Origin of the sequence: Pseudomonas saliphila, assembly GCF_008638345.1 — a bacterium.
In the GTDB taxonomy this organism is placed as follows: domain Bacteria; phylum Pseudomonadota; class Gammaproteobacteria; order Pseudomonadales; family Pseudomonadaceae; genus Halopseudomonas; species Halopseudomonas saliphila.
Map to the genome: position 1 here is coordinate 320666 of NZ_VTVA01000002.1, position 23664 is coordinate 344329.

24 protein-coding genes and 1 other RNA gene are annotated in these 23664 nt (G+C 59.4%); 4 read left to right on the forward strand and 21 right to left on the reverse strand.

The window, feature by feature from the left end; translation table 11 throughout:
• Positions 1-10 precede the first annotated feature (10 nt).
• From FHK95_RS03460 to rsmI, 14 genes are all read right to left on the reverse strand, one after another.
• Positions 11-928 (reverse strand): D-alanine--D-alanine ligase, encoded by a 918-nt coding sequence (locus tag FHK95_RS03460; RefSeq protein ID WP_150303202.1) that lies wholly within the window; start codon positions 926-928, stop codon positions 11-13.
• The gene (gene murC, locus FHK95_RS03465) at positions 928-2337 is read right to left on the reverse strand and encodes a UDP-N-acetylmuramate--L-alanine ligase (RefSeq protein WP_150303306.1); all 1410 of its coding nucleotides are present in this window, start codon (positions 2335-2337) and stop codon (positions 928-930) included. Before murC ends, FHK95_RS03460 begins: the two co-directional genes overlap by 1 nt.
• Positions 2338-2374: 37 nt before the next feature.
• On the reverse strand, positions 2375-3445 hold the full coding sequence (gene murG, locus FHK95_RS03470) for an undecaprenyldiphospho-muramoylpentapeptide beta-N-acetylglucosaminyltransferase (RefSeq protein WP_150303203.1): 1071 nt from the start codon (positions 3443-3445) through the stop codon (positions 2375-2377).
• A complete protein-coding gene (ftsW, locus tag FHK95_RS03475; protein ID WP_150303204.1) occupies positions 3435-4613 on the reverse strand; it encodes a putative lipid II flippase FtsW in 1179 nt (392 codons plus the stop codon). Before ftsW ends, murG begins: the two co-directional genes overlap by 11 nt.
• Positions 4600-5958 carry a UDP-N-acetylmuramoyl-L-alanine--D-glutamate ligase gene (murD, locus tag FHK95_RS03480; protein ID WP_150303205.1) on the reverse strand — a complete coding sequence of 453 codons (1359 nt, stop codon included), beginning with the start codon at positions 5956-5958 and terminating at the stop codon, positions 4600-4602. The genes ftsW and murD overlap by 14 nt, the downstream gene beginning before the upstream one ends.
• A gap of 10 nt (positions 5959-5968) precedes the next feature.
• Positions 5969-7051: a phospho-N-acetylmuramoyl-pentapeptide-transferase gene (gene mraY / locus FHK95_RS03485; protein ID WP_150303206.1), complete on the reverse strand. Its 1083-nt coding sequence runs from the start codon at positions 7049-7051 to the stop codon at positions 5969-5971.
• A complete protein-coding gene (locus tag FHK95_RS03490; protein WP_150303207.1) occupies positions 7052-8434 on the reverse strand; it encodes a UDP-N-acetylmuramoyl-tripeptide--D-alanyl-D-alanine ligase in 1383 nt (460 codons plus the stop codon).
• Complete coding sequence (locus FHK95_RS03495) at positions 8427-9896, reverse strand: UDP-N-acetylmuramoyl-L-alanyl-D-glutamate--2,6-diaminopimelate ligase (protein ID WP_150303208.1); 1470 nt, start codon at positions 9894-9896, stop codon at positions 8427-8429. Before FHK95_RS03495 ends, FHK95_RS03490 begins: the two co-directional genes overlap by 8 nt.
• Positions 9893-11629 carry a peptidoglycan D,D-transpeptidase FtsI family protein gene (locus FHK95_RS03500; protein ID WP_150303209.1) on the reverse strand — a complete coding sequence of 579 codons (1737 nt, stop codon included), beginning with the start codon at positions 11627-11629 and terminating at the stop codon, positions 9893-9895. Before FHK95_RS03500 ends, FHK95_RS03495 begins: the two co-directional genes overlap by 4 nt.
• Complete coding sequence (gene ftsL, locus FHK95_RS03505) at positions 11626-11931, reverse strand: cell division protein FtsL (RefSeq protein ID WP_150303210.1); 306 nt, start codon at positions 11929-11931, stop codon at positions 11626-11628. Before ftsL ends, FHK95_RS03500 begins: the two co-directional genes overlap by 4 nt.
• Positions 11931-12869, reverse strand: a complete 939-nt coding sequence (rsmH, locus tag FHK95_RS03510) for a 16S rRNA (cytosine(1402)-N(4))-methyltransferase RsmH (protein WP_150303211.1) — start codon at positions 12867-12869, stop codon at positions 11931-11933. Before rsmH ends, ftsL begins: the two co-directional genes overlap by 1 nt.
• Positions 12866-13318 carry a division/cell wall cluster transcriptional repressor MraZ gene (gene mraZ / locus FHK95_RS03515; protein ID WP_150303212.1) on the reverse strand — a complete coding sequence of 151 codons (453 nt, stop codon included), beginning with the start codon at positions 13316-13318 and terminating at the stop codon, positions 12866-12868. The genes rsmH and mraZ overlap by 4 nt, the downstream gene beginning before the upstream one ends.
• A gap of 293 nt (positions 13319-13611) precedes the next feature.
• Positions 13612-13960, reverse strand: an RNA gene (gene rnpB / locus FHK95_RS03520) — RNase P RNA component class A.
• A 68-nt stretch (positions 13961-14028) separates the two neighbouring features.
• On the reverse strand, positions 14029-14883 hold the full coding sequence (gene rsmI, locus FHK95_RS03525; RefSeq protein ID WP_150303213.1) for a 16S rRNA (cytidine(1402)-2'-O)-methyltransferase: 855 nt from the start codon (positions 14881-14883) through the stop codon (positions 14029-14031).
• A 154-nt stretch (positions 14884-15037) separates the two neighbouring features.
• On the opposite strand from rsmI, the gene FHK95_RS03530 reads away from it, so the two are divergent.
• Genes FHK95_RS03530 through FHK95_RS03545 form a run of 4 tightly spaced genes read left to right on the forward strand, consistent with a single transcriptional unit; the run spans position 15038 to position 18414 of the window.
• Positions 15038-16867, forward strand: coding sequence for a penicillin-binding protein activator (locus FHK95_RS03530; protein WP_178114700.1), 1830 nt, complete (start codon positions 15038-15040; stop codon positions 16865-16867).
• Entirely contained in the window at positions 16864-17238 is a 375-nt protein-coding gene (locus FHK95_RS03535; protein ID WP_150303215.1) for a YraN family protein, read from the forward strand. Before FHK95_RS03530 ends, FHK95_RS03535 begins: the two co-directional genes overlap by 4 nt.
• A 13-nt stretch (positions 17239-17251) precedes the next feature.
• A complete protein-coding gene (locus FHK95_RS03540) occupies positions 17252-17845 on the forward strand; it encodes a phosphoheptose isomerase (protein ID WP_150299471.1) in 594 nt (197 codons plus the stop codon).
• Positions 17845-18414 carry a BON domain-containing protein gene (locus FHK95_RS03545; protein ID WP_408003587.1) on the forward strand — a complete coding sequence of 190 codons (570 nt, stop codon included), beginning with the start codon at positions 17845-17847 and terminating at the stop codon, positions 18412-18414. Before FHK95_RS03540 ends, FHK95_RS03545 begins: the two co-directional genes overlap by 1 nt.
• Positions 18415-18492: 78 nt before the next feature.
• On the opposite strand, the gene FHK95_RS03550 is transcribed toward FHK95_RS03545, so the two are convergent.
• The 7 genes from FHK95_RS03550 to rplM all read right to left on the reverse strand — a co-directional run bounded on the left by FHK95_RS03550 (position 18493) and on the right by rplM (position 23427).
• Positions 18493-18897, reverse strand: coding sequence for a ClpXP protease specificity-enhancing factor (locus FHK95_RS03550; protein WP_150303307.1), 405 nt, complete (start codon positions 18895-18897; stop codon positions 18493-18495).
• A gap of 37 nt (positions 18898-18934) precedes the next feature.
• Entirely contained in the window at positions 18935-19564 is a 630-nt protein-coding gene (locus tag FHK95_RS03555) for a glutathione S-transferase N-terminal domain-containing protein (protein ID WP_150303217.1), read from the reverse strand.
• Between the two features lie 168 nt (positions 19565-19732).
• Complete coding sequence (locus FHK95_RS03560) at positions 19733-20512, reverse strand: cytochrome c1 (RefSeq protein WP_150303218.1); 780 nt, start codon at positions 20510-20512, stop codon at positions 19733-19735.
• Positions 20512-21735, reverse strand: coding sequence for a cytochrome b (locus tag FHK95_RS03565; protein ID WP_150303219.1), 1224 nt, complete (start codon positions 21733-21735; stop codon positions 20512-20514). Before FHK95_RS03565 ends, FHK95_RS03560 begins: the two co-directional genes overlap by 1 nt.
• Positions 21735-22328, reverse strand: a complete 594-nt coding sequence (petA, locus tag FHK95_RS03570) for a ubiquinol-cytochrome c reductase iron-sulfur subunit (protein ID WP_150303220.1) — start codon at positions 22326-22328, stop codon at positions 21735-21737. The genes FHK95_RS03565 and petA overlap by 1 nt, the downstream gene beginning before the upstream one ends.
• Positions 22329-22594: 266 nt before the next feature.
• Entirely contained in the window at positions 22595-22987 is a 393-nt protein-coding gene (gene rpsI / locus FHK95_RS03575) for a 30S ribosomal protein S9 (RefSeq protein WP_150303221.1), read from the reverse strand.
• A gap of 11 nt (positions 22988-22998) precedes the next feature.
• Complete coding sequence (rplM, locus tag FHK95_RS03580; RefSeq protein WP_150303222.1) at positions 22999-23427, reverse strand: 50S ribosomal protein L13; 429 nt, start codon at positions 23425-23427, stop codon at positions 22999-23001.
• Between the last annotated feature and the right edge of the window lie 237 nt (positions 23428-23664).

Here is a 23664-nt window from a genome sequence, read left to right on the forward strand (position 1 = left end):
GATCGAGCCCTCAGTACCTGGCGCCGGCGAGAATCGCCAGCACCAGATCGGTAAATGTCATCCCGGCAGCCGCAGCCGCCATGGGCACCAGGCTGTGATCGGTCATGCCGGGCACAGTGTTGACCTCGAGCAGGTAGAAGCGGCCGGTCTCGTCCTGCATCACGTCCACGCGACCCCAGCCGCGGCAGCCCACTGCATGGAATGCCTGCAGACAGAGTTCAGCCAGCTCGGCTTCCTTCTCGGCAGGCAGGCCACAGGGGCACTGATACAGAGTGTCGTTGGCCAGATACTTGGCGTCGTAGTCGTAGAAGGTGTGCGGTGTACTCAGGCGGATTGCCGGCAGTGCACGACCATCCAGTATCGCCACCGTGAATTCGGCGCCGCTGATCCATTGCTCGACCAGCGTCTGGTCGTCGTACGCTCGGGCGTCATCACAAGCCTGTTCCAGCTCGGCGAGGTTGCTCACCTTGGCCATGCCAATGCTCGAGCCTTCATGTACCGGCTTGACGATCAATGGCGTACCCAGCGATTCGATGATCGACGGGCAATCGGAACGATCACGCAACAAGGCATGGTTCGGCGTGGGTAGCTCAAGACTGCGCCACACCAGCTTGGTACGCAGTTTGTCCATGCCCAGCGCAGACGCCATCACGCCGCTGCCGGTATAAGGAAGCTTCAAACTTTCAAGCAGCCCCTGCAGGCTACCGTCTTCACCGCCACGTCCGTGCAGCGCAATGAACACGCGGTCGGGCCGGTCAGTGATCAGCCGTTGAGCGAGGTCATCACCGGCGTCGATACCATAGGCATCGATGCCAGCACCGCGCAGCGCGTCGAGCACAGCCGCGCCGGATTTGAGCGATACCTTACGCTCGGCGGATGTGCCGCCGTAGAGGACTGCGACCTTGCCAAACTGGGTCGGTTCAATCATCAGGCTGCCCCTCCCTGTGTGCTCAGGCGTGTCAGCGCTTCGGCCAACTGGTTCGCCAAGCCGCCAATATCGCCAGCACCCTGGGTCAAGAGAATATCGCCCGGCTGCAGAACGGCTTTGAGCAGCGGCATGACGTCGGCGTCACGCTCTACATAGATCGGATCGATCTGGCCGCGCTGCCGGATGCTGCGGCAGAGCTGCTTGCTGTCCGCGCCCGGCACGGGCTCTTCTCCGGCGGGATACACCTCCATCAACAGCAGCGCATTGGTCTCGCCCAGCACCTGAACAAAGTCTTCGTAGAGGTCGCGGGTGCGGCTGTAACGGTGCGGTTGATAAATCATCACCAGACGCCGCTCAGGCCAGCCGGCGCGAACGGCCTTGATCACCGCACTGACCTCGCGGGGGTGGTGGCCGTAATCATCGACCAGCATCACTTCGCCGCCATCCAGGGGGAAATTGCCGTGCACCTGGAAGCGCCGACCGACGCCCTCAAATTCAGTCAAACCCTTGATGATGGCGGCATTGCTGACGCCTTCTTCGGTTGCCACAGCGATGGTTGCAAGGGCATTCAACACGTTGTGCACGCCTGGCATGTTGACCCAGAGTTTCAGGTCATCCAGGCCGTCACGCTGCACGGTGAAATGGGTCGACATGCCATCTTGATGGATATCTACCGCGCGGACGTCAGCGTCGCTCGACTCGCCATAGGTAATGACCTGCCGGTTGATCTGCGGCAGGATCTCGCGCACGACCGGATCGTCGATACAGAGCACAGCAAGACCGTAGAACGGCAGGTTGTGCAGAAACTCGACGAAGGTTCGCTTGAGCCGATTGAAGTCGCCCTCATAGGTCGCCATATGGTCGGCATCTATATTGGTGACGATAGAGACCATCGGCTGCAAATGCAGGAAGGACGCATCACTTTCGTCTGCTTCAGCGACCAGATAGCGGCTCTTACCCAACTGGGCGTTGGTGCCTGCACTGGTCAGCCGACCGCCGATGACGAAGGTTGGGCTTAACCCTTCAGCTGCCAGTACCGAGGCAATCAGGCTGGTAGTCGTGGTCTTGCCGTGCGTGCCAGCCACAGCGATGCCATGCCGATAACGCATCAGTTCTGCGAGCATTTCGGCACGCGGCACGACGGGAATACGACGGTCCAATGCCGCCGAGACCTCAGGGTTCTGCGTATTGATAGCGCTGGATACCACTAACACGTCCGCTTCCTGGACGTTCTCGGGACGATGACCGATATCGATCCGTGCACCGAAGCTCTCCAGGCGCTGGGTAACCGCCGACCGTTTCAGATCCGATCCGGAGACCAGATAGCCCAGATTCAGCAACACCTCGGCAATGCCACACATGCCCGCGCCACCAATACCGACGAAGTGGATGCGGCGGATCCGTCGCATCTCAGGCAAGGCGAAAGTCGCTGCGGAACGGGGTTTATTACCCACGGGCGACCTCCAGGCAGGCGTTGATCACGTCGGCGGTGGCGTTGGGTGCGGCCTGGTTACGGGCATTGTCTGCCATCTGTTGCAAAATCTCCGGATTGGTAAAGAGGTATTTCAGGCGTTCAGCCAGTAATTCCTTGGTCAGCGTTGCCTGGGGCAGCAGCTCGGCCGCGCCATGGTCAGCCAGGAAGCGCGCATTCGCGCTCTGATGATCATCAATCGCGTGCGGCAGTGGCACCAACAGCGAGGGCCTGCCCGCCGCAGCAAGTTCGCAGACCGTCAGCGCGCCGGACCGGCACACCACCAGATCAGCCCAGGCGTAGGCCGCTGCCATATCAGCGATAAAGGGTTCGACCTTTGCCTCAACGCCAGCGTCCTTGTAGGTCTCGCTTGTGAGTTCAATGTGCAACTTGCCGCACTGATGCCAGATTTCCGGGCGTGTGGTTGCATCCAGCGTGCCCAGTGCCTCAGGCAACATGCGATTCAGCGGCAGCGCGCCGAGACTGCCGCCCAGGACCAGCAAACGCGGGCGGCGCTGGCCGTCCCAGCTCATAGCCGGTACCTGGAAAATCTCGTCACGTACCGGGTTACCGGTACTGCGGCGCTTGCTGTCATTAGCAAAACTGCCGGGGAAACCTTCGCAGCGGCGTGCGGCAATGGTCGCCAGCAAGCGATTGGCGGTGCCCACCACTGCGTTCTGCTCGTGAATGATCAGCGGGATGCGCTTCATCCAGGCAGCCAATCCACCGGGACCGGTCACATAGCCACCGGCGCCCAGCACGAAAGCCGGCTGCACCGTACGAATCACCTGGAGTGACTGACGCAGCGCGCGAGTCAGACTCAGCGGCGCTTTCAACAGGTCCGCCTTGCTCTTGCCGCGCAGGCCTTGGATATCGATGTAGTGAATCGGGAAGTCCGCCGCTGGCACCAGCTCACTTTCGATGCCCCTGCGGGTACCCAGCCAATGCACGTCGTAGCCCTGGTCGCGTAACAAACGGGCGCACGCTAAAGCCGGGAACACGTGTCCTCCGGTACCGCCAGCCATGACCAGCACGCTATTTTTCATTGCCGGCCTCCCGTAACGCCTGACGGCGCTCCCAGTCGATCCGCAGCAACAGACCCAGACTGATACAGCACACCACCAACGAGCTGCCCCCGTAACTCAGGAAAGGCAGGGTCAAGCCCTTGGTCGGCAGCAGCCCGACATTCACGCCAACGTTAATCAGGATCTGGCCGCACCACATGATGGCCAGCCCGTAGGCGAGATAGGCAGAGAACAGCCGGCCGGCCCGTTCGGCCCACAGCCCTATATAAAGACTGCGGACCGCAACGAATACCAACAGACCAAAGGCAGCCAGCGCACCGATCAGGCCGAGCTCTTCGGCGAGCACGGCAAATACGAAGTCGGTGTGCGCCTCGGGCAGATAGAACTGCTTCTGCACACTGTTGCCCAGACCCGTGCCCCACCAGCTGCCACGGCCGAAGGCGATCAGCGCCTGGGTCAACTGGTAACCGGTACCGAACGGATCGGTCCAGGGATCCAGAAAGCTGGTCAGACGCTGCAGGCGGTAGGGTTCGAAAGCCACCAGCAGACCACCCAGCCCGCCCAGCGATCCGAACAACAGCAGGAAGCGGAATAGGCCAACGCCCCCGAGGAACAACATACCGGTCGCAGCGCCCATCAGTACCACGGTCGCGCCGAAATCCGGCTCGATAACCAGCAGCCAAGCCATCGGCCCGAGCACCATGAAGGGCTTGATAAAGCCGAACCACTTTTCCTTGACCTCTTTCTGGCGCTGCACCAGATACCCGGCCAGGAACACTACCGCGAACAGCTTGGCCAGCTCGGAGGGCTGGATATTGATTGGGCCAACCGCAATCCAGCGCCAGCTACCGTTAACCTCACGGCCGATACCCGGGATCAATACCGCGATGAGCAGCCCGAATCCGATAAACAGCAACGGGAAGCGGAACTGCTGCCAGAGATTCACCGGTATCGACAGCACCACAATCAGCGCGCCGAGGCCGATCGCCAGATAGATCAGCTGCCGGATCATATAGAACAGCGGGTTGCCCAGCTGACCGGCGGCGACTTCCATCGAGGACGACGTAACCATGACCACACCCAGACCCAGCAGGCACAGCGCGGCCACCAGAAGTGGCATGTCCATGTCGAAACGCCGTTCACCCAGGAGCGGTGCGGCGGAGCGCTGTAGCACATCAGTCAAGATCATGTGTCAGCCTCCCTACCGCTTCGGCGAACAGCCGTCCGCGCTCCTCGAAATTCTTGAACATGTCCAGACTGGCGCAGGCAGGCGACAGCAGCACTATGTCACCCGGCTGGGCCACATCGGCCGCCGCGGTGACGGCTTGCTCGATAGAGTCAACGCGGATGACCGGTACTGCATTGCCCAGCGCCTGGCCCAGCATGGAGGCATCGCGCCCGAGCAATACCGCTGCGCGACAATAGCGGCCGACCGGCTCACGCAACGGCGCGAAATCGGCGCCTTTGCCATCGCCGCCGGCGATCAACACCTGCTTTCCAGACAGATCCGCGCCGAAGCCGTTGATCGCGGCCAGTGCGGCGCCAACGTTGGTGGCCTTGGAGTCGTCGTAATAATCCACGTCAGCATGTTTGCCGACCCACTGGCAACGATGCGGCAGCCCGGTGAAATCGCGCAGCGCCTGCAGCATCGCAGGGAAAGGCAGGCCAGCGGCGTGCCCGAGCGCCAGCGCAGCCAGTGCATTGGCCTGATTATGCGCGCCGCGAATCTTCAACTCGGCAACCGGCATCAGTGCCTGGAATTCGAACGCCAGGCAGGTTTCGCCGTCCTCTTCGATCAGACCGAAGCCCTTGAAATCGGGGCGCGACAGACCGAAGGTCCACTGCGGCAGCTGATCGGCAACCAGGGGCCGCGAGAGCAAATCGTCCCGATTGATTACTACCTGACGTGCGCCATTGAAAATCCGGTGCTTGGCCTGATGGTAGGCCGCCAGATCGGCATAGCGATCCATGTGGTCTTCGCTGACATTCAGTACCGTCGCGACTTCCGCGTTGAGCCGTTCGGTGGTTTCCAGTTGAAAGCTGGAGAGCTCGAGTACGTATAAGGCAGCGTTGTGATCCAGCAGGTCCAAGGCCGGCGTACCGATATTGCCGCCCACTGCAACGCGGACGTTAGCCGCGCGCGCCATCTCACCAACCAGCGTGGTGACGGTACTCTTGGCGTTTGAGCCGGTGATCGCGACGATCGGCGCCTTGGCCTCGCGGGCGAACAGTTCTATGTCACCCACCAGCTTCACGCCAGCCTTGCGTGCCTGCTGCAACGCCGGCGTCGACAAGGCAATGCCCGGGCTGACCACCAGCTCCGCGGCAGAACTGAGCACCTCCGCATCCAGCTCGCCGAGATACAGATCAGCCATGGGCGCAAAACGCTTTAGCTGATCCAGACCCGGCGGGTGCTGGCGGGTATCGGCCACGCCAAAAGGTAGACCACGGCCCGCCAGAAAACGGGCGACCGAGAGCCCGGTGCTGCCGAGCCCGACGATGATCCGTTTCTTGTCCGTGGTTATCAGTGACACAGTGTCTTCCTCAACGCAGCTTCAGAGTGGCCAGTCCGATCAACACCAGTACGACGGTGATGATCCAGAACCGCACGATGACCCGGGGTTCGGGCCAGCCCTTCAATTCAAAATGGTGATGAATGGGCGCCATACGAAACACCCGTCTGCCGGTCAGCTTGAAGGAAGCGACCTGAACGATGACCGAGAGTGTTTCGACGACGAAGATGCCGCCCATGATGAACAGTACGATTTCCTGGCGAACGATCACGGCGATCACGCCCAGCGCAGCGCCGAGTGCCAGCGCGCCCACGTCGCCCATGAATACCTGTGCGGGGTAGGTGTTGAACCAGAGAAACCCCAGCCCGGCGCCAATCAGCGCACCGCAGAAGATGATCAGCTCCCCCGCGCCCGGCACATGCGGGATCAGCAGGTACTCGGCGAAACGCACGTTACCCGAAAGGTAGGCAAAAATGCCGAGCGCACCGCCGACCATTACCGTAGGCATGATCGCCAGGCCGTCGAGCCCGTCAGTCAGGTTGACCGCATTGCTCGAGCCAACGATGACGAAATAAGTCAGCACGATGAAGCCCATGCCCAGCTGAAACTCGACATGCTTGAAAAACGGCACGATCAAGGTCGTTTCGATCGGCGTCTTGGCGGTCATATAGAGCACCACCGCGGCAATCAGTCCGAACACAGACTGCCAGAGATACTTCCAGCGCGAAGGCAGGCCGCGCGAATTCTTTTCCACCACCTTGCGGTAATCATCTACCCAGCCAATCGCGCCGAACGCCAGCGTGACACCCAGCACCACCCATACATATACATTGCGTAGATCTGCCCAAAGCAGCGTAGCAATCGCAATAGCGACCAGAATCAGGGCGCCGCCCATGGTTGGCGTGCCGGCCTTGGACAGGTGGGACTGAGGACCATCATTGCGCACCGACTGACCGATCTGACGAAAGCTCAATGAGCGGATCATCCAGGGACCGAGGAACAAGGCCAGCGCAAGCGCAGTAAGCACACCAAGAATTGCCCGCAGCGACAAGTATTGGAATACCGAAAACCCGGTATGAAATTGCTGCAGATATTGGGCAAGTAAGAGCAGCATCTAGTCGACCTTCCCGTCGTTGGTGTCATCCATAGTGGCTACCAGTCCTGCGACCACCTCCTCCATTCCCGCACTGCGCGAGCCCTTGACCAGCACCCATACGTCCGGGCCCAGCTGCGCTTTTACCGCCTCAACCAATTCGGACTTGTTGACGAACTGCTGTGCGCCTTCGCCAAAGCTGTTAGCTGCCAACGCAGATAGGCGGCCCACTGCATAGAGTCCGTCCAAACCTTGCTGGCGCGCGTGCTCACCAATTTCCTGGTGACAGTCGCTCTCCCACTCGCCGAGTTCGGCCATATCGCCAAGTACCAGCAGGCGACGCCCCGGGAAACAGGCGAGCAGATCAATCGCTGCCTTCACCGATGCGGGGCTGGCGTTATAGCTGTCATCGATGATGATGGAGCCCTGCAGACCCGGTCGGCTGGCGGCGCGGCCCGACATAGGCTGGACACTCTCGAGACCGCTACGGATGTATTCAAGCGGCACATCCAGCGCCAGAGCGGCACCCGTTGCTGCCAACGCATTGGCAACGTTGTGCTGGCCCAGCAGATTCAGTTGAATATCGACTTCACCTTTAGGCGTAACCAGCAAAAATCCCGGGCAACCGCGGCCGTCCAGCTTGATGGCCTCGGCGCGCACTTCGGCAGTCGGGTTGGTCAGACTGAACACGAAGCTCTTGCGCTTGCCCAGCAGCTGATACCAGTCTTCAAACCAGGGACTGTCGAGATTGATCACCGCCTTGCCCTTGCCACTCAATGCGCTGAAGATTTCGCTCTTGGCTTTGGCGATGTTGGCCAGGCTGCCGAAGCGCCCGATGTGTGCGTTGCCCGCATTGGTGAGCACGCTGACGGTGGGCTTGGCGATGTCCATGCTGTAGGCAATGTCGCCACGGGCGGCGGCGCCCATCTCGATCACCGCGTAACGGTGTTCGTTGGTCAGGCCGAGCAGCGTCATAGGCACGCCGATTTCGTTGTTCAGATTGCCCTGAGTGGCCAATACCGGGCCCAGCGGGCGGAGAATCGCAGCGACCATTTCCTTGACGGTGGTCTTGCCGCTGGAGCCGGTAATTGCCACCAACGGACCGGTGTACGCTGCACGGGCCAGGCCGGCTAACTGGCCCAGGGCACGCAGACTGTCGTGAACCAGCAGCTGCGGCAGTCGATCTTCAACCAGATATTCGACCAGCGCGCAGGTTGCGCCGCGCGCGCGGGCATCGGCCAAATGATCGTGTCCGTTGGTGCGTGTCCCCGCCAGAGCGACGAACAAGCCGCCGGGCTGGATAGCGCGGCTGTCGAAGGCGACGCTATCGAATTGAGCGTCAAGCCCCTTCAGGGTCGCAGCGAGAGGACCGACCAGATCGGACAGGCGCATGGCTTCAAGCATGACTCGCCTCCCACTGCTGCAAGGCGCATTCGGCCTGTTCGTAGTCACTGAAAGCGTGGCGCACGCCGTTTATCTCCTGATAGGTTTCGTGGCCCTTGCCGGCCAAAAGAATGACGTCTTCGCGATGGGCGCGGCTGATGGTGTGCGCGATCGCCTCGGCGCGATTAGCAAGGACAGTAATTTTCTGAGGCTTGCCGATACCCTGGCAGATCTGCCCGATGATGCTCGAGGACGGCTCATTACGCGGATTGTCATCGGTGACGACGACGCGATCGGCGTACTCTTCGGCGATCCGGCCCATCAGGGAACGCTTGCCGGCATCCCGGTTGCCACCGCAGCCGAATACGCAGGTAAGCCGCCCGCCGACGTGGGCACGCAGCGCGGTCAGCGCCTTTTCCAGCGCGTCCGGGGTATGGGCGTAATCAATAACAACCAGCGGACGCGAACCGCCGCCAAGACGCTGCATTCTGCCAGCCGGCGCGCGCAGGCCTGCAGCGCGCTCAACGGCTTGTTGCAGAGTGAAACCCAGCACCAGCAAGCTGCCCACAACTGCGAGCAAATTGCTTAGATTGAAAGCCCCGAGCAGCTGGCTATTGAGCGCAAATTGCTGATCGCCCACATTCAGCTGGGCATGGATGCCGGCATCGTCATAACGTACGTCGCTGCCGTACAGCTCAGCGGTCTTATCCTGCAGGCTGTAACCGATCAGCTGAGCATCGCCCTGCCGCGCGGGGCATCGCTCGACCAGCCGACGCCCGACGGGATCATCCAGATTGATAACGGCATGACAACCGGCAACATCAAACAGCCGCGCCTTGGCCGCTTCATAGCTATCCATGTCGCTGTGATAGTCGAGGTGGTCACGGCTCAGATTGGTAAACACCGCCACATCGAAATCCAGCGCCGCGACCCGTCCCTGATCCAGCGCGTGGGATGACACCTCCATGCATACCGCCTGGGCGCCGGCGTCGCGCAGCTGGGCCAGTTGGCGTTGAACGCTTACTGCATCGGGCGTGGTCATGCCATGATCGATCAGTGCATCCGGCATGCCGCTACCGAGCGTCCCGATAACGCCACAAGGTGTGTTCAGCTCGTTCAGCGCCTGCGCCAGCATTTGGCAAACCGAGGTTTTGCCATTGGTGCCGGTTATCCCGATCAGCGTTAGCGTGGCGGAAGGGTCGGCATAAAAGCGTCCAGCAATCGCAGACACCCGGTCAGCCAGGTCAGGCACTGCCAGCATGGGCACCGCACCCGTGTAATCACGGTCGCCGGTGGCGTGGTAGGCGACCGCGACTGCGCCGGCCTGCAGCGCCTGCTCGATATAGTCCCGACCGTCAACCTTCAGTCCAGGCACCGCCAGGAACAGATAGCCACTCTTTACCTGCCGGCTGTCCAGCGTGAGGCCAGTGACTGTTACGTCCTGGCCCTGCCAATCGGGGAATAGCTGACGCAAGGTTGTCATCCGCGGAATCCTCCCTTGGTCGGGGGAATTTCCACCTGTTGCAGCTCCGGCATATTATCCGGCGTGATGTTCATCAGCCGCAATGCACCGGCCATCAGATCACTGAATATCGGCGCTGCGACCAGGCCACCGTAATAGCCGCCCTTGGTGGGCTCGTCCACCACAATGGCGATGGCAATGCGTGGATCCGTGCTCGGGGCGAAGCCGGCGAACAAGGACCGATAGGAATCTTCCTTATAACCCTTAGCGGTATGGCTGACCTTGCGCGCCGTACCGCTCTTGCCAGAGACGTGATAGCCGGGGACCAGGGCGCGATGTGTGCCGCCCTCGGCTTCGATAACCTGCTGCAACATTCCCTGCACGGCCTTGGCCACGTCTCTGGAAATGACTTGTTCACCAGCTGGCGTTTCGTTGACCCGCAGCAGCGACAGCGGGACCTTGTTGCCATCATTCGCTAAAACCGAATACGCCTGCGCCAGCTGAACGGTGGTCAATGACAAACCGTAGCCGTAGGACAGCGTTGCGGTTTCTGCCTGACCCCACTCGCGATAGGTCGGTAGATTGCCGACCTGCTCGCCCGGAAAACCCAGCCCGGAATACTCGCCCAAGCCAACGTCATGCATCACGCCACGAATAGCCGGCCCACCTACATCAAAGGCGACCTTGCTCATACCGACGTTGCTTGATTTGAGCAGAATGCCCGCCAGATCGAGCTTGCCGCCCGGTGCGCGGGACACGTCACGAATGGTGTATCGGCCAATTCTCAAGGTGCCTGGGTAGACGTCTACCTGATCCGTGGTTTTCCAGCGTCCGGTAGCCAGTGCCGCGCTCATGGAGAAGGGCTTCATCGTTGAACCGGGCTCGAACACGTCGATCAAGGCGCGGTTGCGCATCATTTCGGGCTTGAGGTCCGCGCGATTGTTCGGGTTGTAGCTGGGGTGATTGACCATGGCGAGGATTTCACCGGTGCGCACATCGATCATCACCAGGGAGCCGCCCTTGGCGTCGAATTCGTCCAGCCCCTTGCGCAGTTCGCGGTGGGCCAGATACTGCAGGCGCAGGTCGATGGACAGCGCCAGATCATTGCCGGGACGCGCATTCTTGACGACCTGTACATCCTTGATCAAACGACCGCGGCGATCCTGCAGCACCTGACGGCTGCCGGGAACGCCCTGCAACCATTCGTTGTAGGCAAGTTCCAGACCTTCCTGTCCGTGTTCATCGACATTGGTAAAGCCCACCAAATGCGAGGTGACATCCCCCGCCGGGTAGAATCGGCGATACTCTTCCTGGCTGTAGACCCCGGGGACCTTGAGCGCGACAACGGCTGCGCCATCCTGCGGGGTCATGCGACGACGCAGATAGATAAACTCGCGTTCGGCGTTGGCTTTCAGGCGCTCACTAAAGGTAGCCAGGTCCGTACCCAGTGCCTCGGCCAGTTGCGGCCAATGCTGCTGCTGATGAATCAGTTGTGTCGGATTGGCCCACAGGGTCAGCACCGGCGTACTGACCGCCAGCGGCTCGCCATTACGATCGGTGATCTGCCCGCGGTGCGCGGTGATGGGTACATGGCGCAGGCTGCGCTTGTCACCCTGGTTACGCAGGAATCCGCCATCCAGCACATGCAACTGCACGATCTGCCAGGAGATAACCGCGCAACATACGCCCAAGGCGCCAATGACGATACGAAATCGCCACGGGTGAAGACTGCCGTTGGACTTGATTCTGATCATGGCTTCACCAGTACCACTTCGACAGCCGAGGGTACGCGCATGTCGAGCTTGCCGCGGGCGATGCTTTCAACTCGGTGATGTGCAGTCCAGGTACTCTGTTCGAGAACCAGCCGCCCCCATTCAGCCTGGGCTTTTTCACGCTGCTTCATCTCACTGTCGAGTTCGTTGAGCAATGTACGGCTCCAGTGAGCGCTGTACGGTACGGCGAGCGCACTGACCAGGATCAGCAGACCGACAGCCAGCAACCAGCCACTGCTACGTGGCAAACCGGTGCGTTCCTGAAGGGTCAGCTGCTCAGTCATCAGCGCTTCTCCGCGATCCGCAGCATCGCGCTGCGGGCACGTGGGTTACCCGCGACTTCCTCGGCCGAGGGCTTGATAGCCTTGCCGACCAGATTGATGCTGATGGGGATATCAATCTCGCGGATGGGCAATCCACGGGGTATTGGCGCACCCTTGGCTTCGCGGCGCATGAAGTGCTTGACCAGACGATCTTCCAGCGAGTGGAAGCTGATCACGACCAGCCGACCGCCAGGCGCGAGCACGTCAAGCGCGGCCTTGAGGCCGTCAGCCAGGTCTTCCAGCTCACGATTGATAAAGATGCGGATACCCTGAAAGGCGCGGGTGGCCGGATGCTTGTGTTTTTCCCAGGCTGGATTAGCAACCTTGATTACCTCGGCCAGATCAGCGGTGCGGGTAAACGGCTGCTCGGCGCGACGCATGACGATGGCCCGCGCCATGCGCCGGGAGAAGCGCTCCTCGCCGTATTCTTTCAATACCGTGGCAATGTCCGCTTCGTCGGCAGTGTTGATCCACTCCGCCGCGCTCTGACCCTGGGCGGGGTCCATGCGCATGTCGAGGGGACCGTCATTGAGAAAACTGAAGCCGCGTTCGGCGTCGTCAAGCTGAGGGGAGGACACACCCAGGTCCAGCAATACGCCATTGACCTGACCGTGCAAACCGCGCTGACGCAGCTCTTCCGCCATGTCCGCGAAGCTGCGGCGTACAACGACAAAGCGGCCGTCATCGGCCGCCAGTTGGGTTCCGACCCGGATCGCCTCCGGGTCCTTGTCGAACCCGATGAGCCGACCCTCCTTCGAGAGTCTGGATAGAATGGCTCTACTATGGCCTCCGCGACCGAATGTACCGTCCACGTAAAGGCCGTCAGGCTGAACCGCCAGACCATTCAAGGCTTCATCGAGCAGAACACTTATATGTTGAAACACAGGAGATTGGCTCATAGGCTTAACGACTGCAGTTCAACCGGCAAATCGCCAGCATCCTGCACCTCAAGGTAGGCTTCAGTCGTCGCAGTCCACTCGTCGTCGCTCCACAATTCAAACTTGTTCAGCTGACCGACCAGCATCACCTTCTTATCGAGACCAGCGTGCTCGCGCAATAACGGCGGCACCACGAAACGGCCGTTGCCGTCCAGCTCGATCTCATTGGCATTACCGATCAGGAGCCGGTTCAGCCGCTTTACTGCAGGGTTCATATTGGGCGCCTTCTTTAACTGCTGTTCTACTAGTTCCCATTCCTGCAGCGGATAGATCCACAGGCAGCGCTCTTCCAGAGCAATCGTCGCAATCAGATGGCCACCACAGGACTCGAGCAGCCGATCGCGATACCGAGCCGGCATGGCGAGGCGCCCTTTGGCGTCCAGATTGATGGCACTTGCTCCTCTAAACACGCTCCTGCTACCCCCACTGAATGGCTATCCTTGCCAATAAATCCCACTTTCGTCCACATAACACCACTTCGGCACACTATAGGAACGCGCCAATAGACCGTCAAGTGAGCATTTCACTAAAAAGCCTTTAATGACGAAGGGTTAGCAAAAAAGCGACGTAATACTGTGGTATACGGGGGCGTAGCGCTCAGACAAAATATTGACGTTTCAAGCAGATATATCTGGAAGTTAATGTGAACTGTTACCAGAGAATATTTTTTGCTGCAGGAGGGCATCACGCTAGGCGGGAAAAAAATAAGAGTTGGCCTGTAAGCCGGGTTCTGTCTGGGACAGTCATTCCTCTACGACAGCCATCACTGACTGCCTCTAGCAACCTACCCGAACCCAGTGCGGGCCACACCGTTGGGTTCCTATTTGGTCTTGCTCCGAGCGGGGTTTACCTAGCCACAGACTGTTACCAGCTGCGCGGTGCGCTCTTACCGCACCATTTCAACCTTACCGGCGCTTGCGCGCTTAGGCGGTATATTTTCTGCTGCACTTTCCGTGGGCTCACGCCCCCCAGGTGTTACCTGGCACTCTGCCCTATGGAGCCCGGACTTTCCTCCCTACCGCAAGCGGTACGGCGACTGTCCAGCCAACTCTTGGGCGCAAGGTTAGCGAGCTTCATCGCGATGAGCAAGCACTCTCTTGTAACGCTCTATAACCGGGCTTCACAGCTTGCCGGCTTTCTCCAGCGCAACCTGATACAAACGGTTCTTCTTGACGCCAGTAAGCTGCGCAGCCAGCGCCGCCGCCTGCTTTACCGGCAGCTCGGCAAGCAGGATGTCGAGGACCCGTTCAGCCTCCGGATCCAGGCCTTCGCCCTCCGGCAGTACCGACATGCCTTCCACCACAAGCACGCATTCGCCCCGCTGCTGATCCGCGTCGTTACGCACCCATTCAACCAGCTCAGATAGCGGCGCACCTTTAATGGTCTCGAAGGTTTTGGTCAGTTCCCGTGCGAGGACCACGTGCCGGTCAGCACCAAGCAGTTCAAACATATCCTCCAGACATTCCAGCAGGCGGTGCGGCGCCTCGTAGACCATCCAGGTTCTGGGCTCTACCGCCAGCGCCTGGAGACGCAGCCGCCGGCCATGCGCCTTTGCGGGCAAAAAGCCTTCAAAAGCGAATCGATCAGACGGCAAGCCGGCAGCGCTCAACGCGGCTATCAGCGCGCAAGGTCCCGGTATGGGGCAAACCTTGACGCCGGCTTCGCGCGCCTGACGCACCAGGTGATAGCCCGGGTCGGAAATCAATGGCGTCCCGGCGTCGGAGATCAGCGCCATGTCTTCGCCGCCAAGCATCCGCTCGATCAACCGCTGACTCTTGTCGCGTTCGTTATGATCGTGGCACGCAGTTGTAGGTGTGGTTACCCCGTAGTGCTGCAGCAGCCGGGCGCTGTGGCGAGTGTCTTCGGCAGCGATCAGTTGAACAGACCGCAGCACCTCCAACGCCCTTGGCGTGAGATCCTGCAGATTGCCGATGGGCGTGGCGACAACGAACAGGGTACCGGCGCTGGCAGACATATCATTACCTGGGAACGAGATTGGAGCCGGCATTGTACAGGACGTGAGCAGGTTCCAGCGAAGCGCATGGCGGTCGCACCGCCCCTTGGTTACAATGACTGCCTCACAGTTACGGAGCTTTGCCCCGCAAGGCTCACCGTGTAAGGATTGCCTGATGCCCCGCATGAATCGCCTGTCGCTTACAGCCCTGGCCATTGCCGTAATGCTCGGGGGCTGCGCAACCCCACCACCCTCTCAACTGTCGGACCTTCCGCGCACACCGGACGCATCGGTGGACGAAATCCTGGAGGATGCCGAGCGGTATTCCGGGGCCGAAGCTTATCTGCTGCGCTTGTACGCAGCCCAGGCTGCCTGGAGCACTAACCAGCCAGAGCGGGTGCGCAGCATTCTCAGCCGAATCCCCCAGAGTGAACTGCCACCGGACCAACAGCTGCGCTTCGCGGAACTGCAAGCGCGTAGCGCATTGGCGCTGGGCCAACCGGAGGCTGCGCTGCTCGCACTGCGACACCCGTCAATGATTCATCTCGAGGCCCAACCCATTGAGGAGCAGTTAGCCATTCAGCAACTGCGCGCCGAGGCTTTTCAGGCCACTGGCGACCCGCTGAATTCTGCCCGCGAACGCACATTCATTGACGGCATGCTGCCGCAGGGCGAACGAGAAGCCAACCACCAGGCGATCTGGGAAGACCTCAATCGTGCGCCGCTGGAAGACATCCGGCAAGCAGCTGGCGAGGCAACCGGTGAATTCGCCGGCTGGCTGCAACTGGCGTTGATCAGTCGCGAACAAAGCAATCTGGATCTTCAGGTTCAGGCGGTAAACCAGTGGACAGAAACCTTCCCGGACCACCCGGCCGCCAAACTGATGCCCGAGTCGATCGCCCAGCTGCTCGAGTTACATGCCAACCGGCCGACGCATATCGCTCTGTTCCTACCCTTCGAAGGCCCGCTCGCCGGGGCCGCGCAAGCCCTGCGTGACGGCTTCATGGCCTCGCAGTATCAGGCACACAGCCAGGGTCTTGAGCAGCCGCGGATAAGCCTGTACGACAGCACGGCCTACGCCGACCCGATGGCGTTCTACCGCGATGCCGAGGCCGACGGCGTGCAGTGGGTGATAGGACCGCTGGAACGCGATCAGGTCAGTCGCCTGGCGAACATGACCGACGTGCCATTGCCCACCCTTGCACTGAACTATACGGATAATCCGATCAGCTCCGATCAGACGCTGTTCCAGTTCGGGCTCGCCCCCGAAGACGAGGCCCGCTCCGCCGCACAGCGCGCTTGGGACGACGGACATCGAAACATGGCGGTGCTGGCGGCTCAGACTGACTGGGGACAGCGCTCCTATGAGGCCTTCCGGGCGGAATGGGAAGCGCTGGGCGGCATCCTGGTTGGTCGCGACATAATCGATGAGCCCGCGACCATTTCCGGACAGATCGCCGACCTGCTTAATATCCGCGAGAGCGAGCAGCGCGGCGCACGCATTCAGAGCGCACTGGGCAACAAGGTCGTCGTCCAGCCCACTCCCCGTCAGGATCTACACGCCTTGTTTCTTGCCGCCACACCGCAGCAGGCCCGGCAGATCAAACCGACCCTGGCCTTTCAGTACGCAGCCGATCTGCCGGTGTACGCCACCTCCCATGCCTATCAATTGGGCGTGGACTCCGCTGAGAACACTGATCTGGACGGCATACTGGTAGCCGAAATTCCCTGGCTGCTCACGCGCTCGGATGCCCTCTATGAATCCGTCAGCAATAGCTGGCCTCAGGCGTCTGGTCCGATGGGGCGCTTATATGCAATGGGTGCCGACGCCCAACGACTGTTCAGTCGCCTGCCACAGCTGCAACGCTACGAAGAAGCCAGCGTCGAGGGCGCAACCGGGCGACTGTCGCTGGGTGCAGATGGTCGCATTCGCCGCAGCCTCAGCTGGGGCGTGATCACTGAAGGTCGCATTGTGCCGGTCGATGAGGCAATCAGCTCGCCATGATCCGTCTGACGGCCAAGCAGATCCTTGGCAATCAGGCCGAGCGGCTTGCAGAACAGCTGCTTCTTGAAGCCGGGATGCGGCTGCTGGCGCGCAACTACCGATGCAAGCTGGGCGAGCTGGATCTGGTCATGCGTGACGCAGATACAGTAGTATTCGTCGAAGTACGCTTCAGGCGCACGGGCCAATGGGGCAGCGCGGTAGAGACAGTCGACCGACGCAAGCAAAAGCGCGTCATCGCCGCAGCCCAACATTATCTGCTGACCCACCCTCATCTGGCCGATCAGCCCTGTCGCTTCGACGTCATTGCCGCCGATGGCAGTCCTGCGGATCCTGCGTCCTATCGATGGATCCGCGAAGCTTTTACTTGCTAACGAGTTCCTTCCTATGGATATGCAGCACCGCATCAGGCAACTGTTCACCGACAGTATCGAAACCAAGACCAGAGCGATGGAAGCCCTGGGACCGAGCATAGAACAGGCTAGCCAGGTAATGGTCAACAGCCTGTTAAATGAAGGCAAACTGCTTTCCTGTGGCAACGGCGGCTCAGCCGGAGATGCTCAGCATTTTTCCTCGGAGCTGCTTAACCGCTTCGAGCGCGAGCGCCCCAGCCTGCCGGCAATTGCCCTGACGACCGACAGCTCGACCGTCACCTCCATTGCCAACGACTATAGCTACGAAGAAATATTCTCCAAGCAGATCCGCGCACTCGGTCAGCCGGGCGATGTGTTGCTGGCTATCTCCACCAGCGGCAACTCCGGCAACGTGCTGCAAGCCATCCAGGCCGCACATGACCGCGACATGCTGGTGGTAGCGCTCACCGGGCGTGACGGCGGCGCCATGGCCTCTCTGCTGCTTCCAGAAGACGTCGAGATCCGCGTCCCGGCGCGCTCCACCGCACGCATTCAGGAAGTACACCTGCTCGCCATTCATTGTCTGTGCGACCTTATCGATCGTCAGCTGTTCGGGAGTGAAGAATGATGCTTAAAGGAATCGGCGTATTCATGGTTGTGGTCACATTAGCCGGCTGTAGCGGCGTGCTGACCGCTACCCGCGACACGCCCATGCAGGGCGACCATGGCACCCGCACGCTCGGCAGTACCATTGATGACCAGCTCATCGAAACCCGTACTGGCGTCAACATCGCCAAGGCCGACGTAGCACTGGAGCGCGACTCTCGCATCGAGGTCACCAGCTTCAACGGTGTAGTACTGCTTGCCGGCCAGGTGCCTAGCGAAGAACTGCGACAGACTGCTGCAAAGGTCGCCAGCGAAGTGCAACGCGTCAAGGTGGTGCATAACGAATTGACCGTCGGTCCTAAGCTGACGCTGCTGGCGCGCAACAACGACGCCCTCATCACCACCAGTGCCAAAAGCCGCTTGCTGACAGACAGCAGCATTCCGGGGCGCAGGATCAAGGTCACCACTGAAGCGGGTGTGGTCTATCTGATGGGATTGGTAAGGCGCAGCGAAGCCGAGCTGGCCGTGCAGGCGATACAGCAGGTGGGTGGCGTACAGCGGATCGTGAAACTCTTTGAGTATATCGATTGAACCGTGCGGGCCGACCGTCCTGCAGTTGGCCCGAACCATTCTGAACCGAAGCAGCACTTGCTGCTTCGATAGCTCTTGCTACTTCACAACCTTCAACGACGGACGTCCGGACGGTTTGGCCTCGGGCTTGGTGCCTTCAGCACCGCCCTTGTCGTCTTCCGGCGGCGGCGCAACCGGTTCTATCTCGAATACCATGCCCTGCCCGTTCTCACGCGCGTAGATCGCCATGATCGCCTGCGCGGGCAACCAGACCTGCTGCGGACGGCCACCGAAACGGCCATCGAAACTGATCTTGTCGTTGTCCATTTCCAGATGCCGGATAGCACTGGGAGACAGATTGAGAACGATCTGCCCGCCTTCGACGAAGCTGTCCGGCACAACAGTGTCCGGATACTCCGCGTTGACCAGCAAGTAGGGGGTGCACTGATTATCGAGAATCCACTCGTACAGCGCACGCACCAGATAGGGCCGGCTTGAGCTCATTTCAGCCATGCATGCCTCCTGAGAATAAGGTGAATGACTACTGCATGTCCTTCTCGGCGGACGACAGACTTCCAATGAAACCATCGCGCTGAAAAATGCGGTCCATATAATCCTGCAAGGGCTTTGCCTGTTTAGGCAGTTCGATTCCCAGCATGGGCAAACGCCAGAGGATCGGCGCGATGCAGCAGTCAACCAGACTGAATTCGTCGCTCATGAAATAGGACATTTCAGCGAACACCGGCGCAACACCGGTCAGACTTTCACGTAATTCCTTGCGCGCCTTGGTCGCCGCCGCAGCGGGCGTCCTTGGGTCGGCAATGGTATCGACCAGATTGCACCAGTCGCGCTGTACCCGGTACATCAGCAACCGCGTATTGGCTCGCGCAACCGGATAGACCGGCAACAACGGCGGGTGCGGAAATCGCTCGTCCAGGTACTCCATCATGATGTTTGGCTCATAGAGCACCAGATCACGATCGAGCAATGTTGGAACAGTATTGTAGGGATTGTTTTCAATAAGCTCTTGAGGATGATCGCCTGACTCGACGTTGATCACATCGACGGTAACCCCTTTCTCTGCCAGAACAATGCGTACGCGGTGACAATAATGGTCCCGTGGATCTGAGAAAAAAGCCATCGACGAACGTTTGCTGGCGGTAACACCCATATATCAACCCTCATCCTTTGCGCATTGCGGTAGCAGCCTGCATGCGTAGCCACGGCCGCGCAGACCGGTGAAATTACCCCGGCCGCTATCAATTAGGCGTGCATTATACCCCAGAAACAAGCGCGCGCCCCAAAGGGCGCGCGCAATTGATCCGGTTAAAGCCGTGGATCAGTGAACGTCTCTCCAGTACTCGCGTTTCAGCAGGTAAGCAAAGATGAACAGGAAGGCCAGATACAGCAGCACATAGATGCCGATGCGGTGGCGCTCCAGCTTGATCGGGTCAGCCGAGTAAGCAAGGAAGGCGACCAGATTACGTACTGTTTCGTCGAACTCCTCCTCGGACTGAGTACCCGTCTCAGGCACTACGGTCAGCACGTCACACTGCTCTTCCTGAACGGTGTCGCCAGTCAGCGTATCGCGCACGGGCTTACCGTCTTCCAACACCGGCATTGGCTTGCAACCGATAACCTGATCACCCTGCAGCTCGGCAAGCACGTTAGGCATGCCCACGTTCGGGAACACCTTGTTGTTGGCGCCCAGCGGCCGCGTCGGATCTTCGTAGAAGGTGCGCATGTAGGTGTACAGCCAATCCTCACCGCGCACGCGGGAAACCATGGTCAGATCCGGCGGAGCCGTACCGAACCATACTTTCGCGTCTACGGGGCGCATGCCGTTTTCCATGTGATCACCGATCAGCGCGCCGGTGAAGACCATGTTTTCAAGCATCAGCTCTTCCGGGATGCCCAGATCAGTAGCAACGCGTTCATAGCGCTGATACTGAGCAGAGTGACAACCCATGCAGTAGTTAACAAAAGTACGCGCGCCGTCCTGCAGCGAAGCCTTGTCGGTCAAGTCAATATTGGCCTCGTCCAGCTCGTACCCGCTGGCGGCACCCAGCGCAACGCAGGGCACCAGTGCAAATAACAGGGCAATTAGTCGATTTTTCATTAGCCAGGGATCCTCTCCGGAACGGCCTTAGTCTTCTCCATGCTGGTATAGAACGGCATGAGTATGAAGAAGGCGAAATACAGGACTGTACAAATCCGCGCGATCAGCGTCCGGGTCTCGTTACCGGGAATCGCACCCAGAACACCCAGGATCACAAACACGACGCAGAAGATTGCCAGCCATAGCTTGCTCATCCAGCCTTTGTAGCGGATAGAGCGGACCGGACTGCGATCGAGCCAGGGTAGTACGAACAACATAGCGATCGACGCACCCATCGCCATGACACCCGGGAACGCGGAGCCACCAATTGCCGGTACGGCACGGAGAATCGCGTAGAACGGCGTGAAGTACCAGACCGGCGCAATATGGTCAGGCGTCTTCAACTGGTTGGCGACTTCGAAGTTCGGATGCTCAAGGAAGAAGCCGCCCATCTCCGGAAAGAAGAAGACGATGGTGCAGAACACGAACAGGAAGACCACCACGCCAACGATATCCTTGACGGTGTAGTAAGGGTGGAAGGGGATGCCATCCAGCGGCTTGCCCGTTTCATCCTTCACCTTCTTGATATCGACACCCAGCGGGTTGTTGGAGCCCACCTCGTGCAGCGCGATAAGGTGCAACACCACCAACCCCAGCAGCACTATCGGCAACGCAATAACGTGCAGTGCGAAGAAGCGGTTCAGCGTGATACCGGAAATCAGATAGTCACCACGCACCCACTGCGCCAGATCCGGACCGATGAACGGAATCGCCCCGAACAGGGAGATGATCACCTGGGCACCCCAATAGGACATCTGACCCCAGGGCAGCAGATAACCCATGAAGGCTTCAGCCATCAGCGCCAGGTAAATCAGCATACCGAACAACCATACGAGCTCGCGTGGCTTCTGATAGGAGCCGTACATGATGCCGCGAAGCATATGCAGGTAAACCACAGCGAAGAAGGCCGAAGCACCGGTAGAGTGCAGGTAGCGCAACAGCCAGCCATATTCCACATCACGCATGATGTATTCGATGGAGGCGAATGCACCGGCGGCAGAAGGCTCATAACTCATCGTCAGCCAGATGCCGGTCAGTATCTGGTTAACCAACACCAGCATTGCCAGCGAGCCGAAAAAGTAAAAGAAATTGAAGTTTTTGGGAGCGTAGTACTTGGTAAGGTGATTCTCGATCACCTCGTTGACCCCCATCCGCTCATTCACCCACGTCCAAAGCTTGCTCATCAGGCTGTCTCCTCGTCCAGACCGATTACGATGATATCGTCGGTCTCATAGGAATGCGGGGGGACCGGGAGGTTCAACGGTGCCGGCTGGCCCCTATGTACCCGACCGGACATATCGTAACGGGAGCTATGGCAGGGGCAGAAGTACCCGCCCTTCCAGTCCGACCCCATGTCAGCCGAAGCGACCTCAGGAATAAACAGCGGCGAGCAGCCGAGATGCGTACAGATGCCCATCACAATCAGTATTTCTGGTTTTATGGATCGGGTCACAGAATCAACGTATTCAGGCTGATCGGATGCCTCGGACTGGGGATCAGCGAGAACACCAGTGTTCTCCTCCAGAATCGTCAGCGCCTCAGGCGTTCGACGAGACACAAAGACCGGCTGACCCCGCCATTCGGCGACGATCTGCTGACCCGCCTCCAGCTTGCTGATATTCACCCTCACTGGCGCACCAGCCGCCTTGGCTCGGGCGCTTGGGAACCAGGACCCAACAAAGGGAACTGCTACCCCCACTACACCGGCGGCACCTACAACACTCGTGGCTGCCACCAGGAAGCGACGCCGGCCGTTATTAACGCCGTCATTACTCATCCAGTCGTCTCCCATCAGCTAAACAGGCCTTTTGACAAGGCTTTGAAGTTTTTTGTACTACTTGCACAAAATGAAACAGATGGTAATGAAAAAGCCCTTTTTTGACAAGGAGATATCCATCCCAACTCTAGTGCACAATCCATTGCCAGGGCGCGCCAATCGGGGCTTCAGCATTCAGCGCCCGGTGTGCGTGACACCATGTCGCAGATACGACAACGCCCGGCATCCTTTCGGGATACCGGGCGCTGTTGACACAAGCGTGGAAATTAACGCTTGGAGTATTGTGGACGCTTACGTGCCTTACGCAGACCGACCTTCTTACGCTCGACCTCACGGGCATCGCGAGTCACATAACCAGCCTTGCGCAACTCACCACGCAGGGTCTCGTCATATTCCATCAGCGCACGGGTGATACCGTGGCGAATAGCGCCGGCCTGGCCGGAGCTGCCGCCGCCCTTGACGGTGACATAGATATCGAACTTCTCAGTGCTGTTAGTCAGCTCAAGCGGCTGACGAACAACCATCCGTGCAGTCTCGCGACCGAAGAAGTTTTCGATGGTGCGGCTGTTGATGGAGATATTTCCGTTGCCCGGACGCAGAAAGACCCGAGCTGTGGCAGTCTTACGACGGCCGGTACCGTAGTTTTGTGTTGCCGACATAATGAGATCCCTTAAATCTTGAGTTCTTGAGGCTGCTGAGCCGCATGCGGATGAGCTGCACCTTTGTACACTTTCATCTTGCGGTACATTGCACGACCCAAGGGGTTTTTCGGCAACATGCCTTTTACGGCAGACTCGATCACGCGCTCTGGAGCACGATTGATGAGCTTTTCAAAACTGATCGACTTGATACCACCGGGGAAACCGGAGTGACTGTAGTAGATCTTATCCTGAGCCTTCTTACCGGTCACATGCACCTTTTCGGCGTTAACGACAACGATGTAATCACCGGTATCGACGTGTGGGGTGTATTCGGGCTTGTGCTTGCCGCGCAGACGGGTGGCGATTTCAGTAGCCAGACGACCCAGGGTAAGACCACTGGCATCTACTACGTACCAATCACGTTTGACGGTTTCCGGTTTGGCGCTAAAGGTTTTCATTAATCCTAGCCTCAGAGGCCGCTCTAAATTTACAAGAGGGCGAATCTTACAGAATGAAATGTGTTTTTACAAGACAACAAAGCCTAGACAGACACTCAGTGGGGGCTCTGTGGGTCTGGTGGCATCTGCGCTGTAAACCACGACAGGCTAGGCATCCTGTCGAAAGTGGCGGGCATTATGCCAAGGGAGCTAAAAATTTCAACCTTTATTTCCAGCCATGGTACTAATAATGGCTTT

What these genes read in the sequence shown, in the direction of transcription:
- FHK95_RS03460 (WP_150303202.1), bottom strand. Translation starts at nt 928, where the DNA reads ATGATTGAACCGACCCAGTTTGGCAAGGTCGCAGTCCTCTACGGCGGC.
- murC (WP_150303306.1), bottom strand. Translation starts at nt 2,337, where the DNA reads ATGCGACGGATCCGCCGCATCCACTTCGTCGGTATTGGTGGCGCGGGC.
- murG (WP_150303203.1), bottom strand. Translation starts at nt 3,445, where the DNA reads ATGAAAAATAGCGTGCTGGTCATGGCTGGCGGTACCGGAGGACACGTG.
- ftsW (WP_150303204.1), bottom strand. Translation starts at nt 4,613, where the DNA reads ATGATCTTGACTGATGTGCTACAGCGCTCCGCCGCACCGCTCCTGGGT.
- mraY (WP_150303206.1), bottom strand. Translation starts at nt 7,051, where the DNA reads ATGCTGCTCTTACTTGCCCAATATCTGCAGCAATTTCATACCGGGTTT.
- FHK95_RS03490 (WP_150303207.1), bottom strand. Translation starts at nt 8,434, where the DNA reads ATGCTTGAAGCCATGCGCCTGTCCGATCTGGTCGGTCCTCTCGCTGCG.
- FHK95_RS03495 (WP_150303208.1), bottom strand. Translation starts at nt 9,896, where the DNA reads ATGACAACCTTGCGTCAGCTATTCCCCGATTGGCAGGGCCAGGACGTA.
- FHK95_RS03500 (WP_150303209.1), bottom strand. Translation starts at nt 11,629, where the DNA reads ATGATCAGAATCAAGTCCAACGGCAGTCTTCACCCGTGGCGATTTCGT.
- ftsL (WP_150303210.1), bottom strand. Translation starts at nt 11,931, where the DNA reads ATGACTGAGCAGCTGACCCTTCAGGAACGCACCGGTTTGCCACGTAGC.
- rsmH (WP_150303211.1), bottom strand. Translation starts at nt 12,869, where the DNA reads ATGAGCCAATCTCCTGTGTTTCAACATATAAGTGTTCTGCTCGATGAA.
- rsmI (WP_150303213.1), bottom strand. Translation starts at nt 14,883, where the DNA reads ATGTCTGCCAGCGCCGGTACCCTGTTCGTTGTCGCCACGCCCATCGGC.
- FHK95_RS03530 (WP_178114700.1), top strand. Translation starts at nt 15,038, where the DNA reads ATGCCCCGCATGAATCGCCTGTCGCTTACAGCCCTGGCCATTGCCGTA.
- FHK95_RS03535 (WP_150303215.1), top strand. Translation starts at nt 16,864, where the DNA reads ATGATCCGTCTGACGGCCAAGCAGATCCTTGGCAATCAGGCCGAGCGG.
- FHK95_RS03540 (WP_150299471.1), top strand. Translation starts at nt 17,252, where the DNA reads ATGGATATGCAGCACCGCATCAGGCAACTGTTCACCGACAGTATCGAA.
- FHK95_RS03545 (WP_408003587.1), top strand. Translation starts at nt 17,845, where the DNA reads ATGCTTAAAGGAATCGGCGTATTCATGGTTGTGGTCACATTAGCCGGC.
- FHK95_RS03550 (WP_150303307.1), bottom strand. Translation starts at nt 18,897, where the DNA reads ATGAGCTCAAGCCGGCCCTATCTGGTGCGTGCGCTGTACGAGTGGATT.
- FHK95_RS03555 (WP_150303217.1), bottom strand. Translation starts at nt 19,564, where the DNA reads ATGGGTGTTACCGCCAGCAAACGTTCGTCGATGGCTTTTTTCTCAGAT.
- FHK95_RS03560 (WP_150303218.1), bottom strand. Translation starts at nt 20,512, where the DNA reads ATGAAAAATCGACTAATTGCCCTGTTATTTGCACTGGTGCCCTGCGTT.
- FHK95_RS03565 (WP_150303219.1), bottom strand. Translation starts at nt 21,735, where the DNA reads ATGAGCAAGCTTTGGACGTGGGTGAATGAGCGGATGGGGGTCAACGAG.
- petA (WP_150303220.1), bottom strand. Translation starts at nt 22,328, where the DNA reads ATGAGTAATGACGGCGTTAATAACGGCCGGCGTCGCTTCCTGGTGGCA.
- rpsI (WP_150303221.1), bottom strand. Translation starts at nt 22,987, where the DNA reads ATGTCGGCAACACAAAACTACGGTACCGGCCGTCGTAAGACTGCCACA.
- rplM (WP_150303222.1), bottom strand. Translation starts at nt 23,427, where the DNA reads ATGAAAACCTTTAGCGCCAAACCGGAAACCGTCAAACGTGATTGGTAC.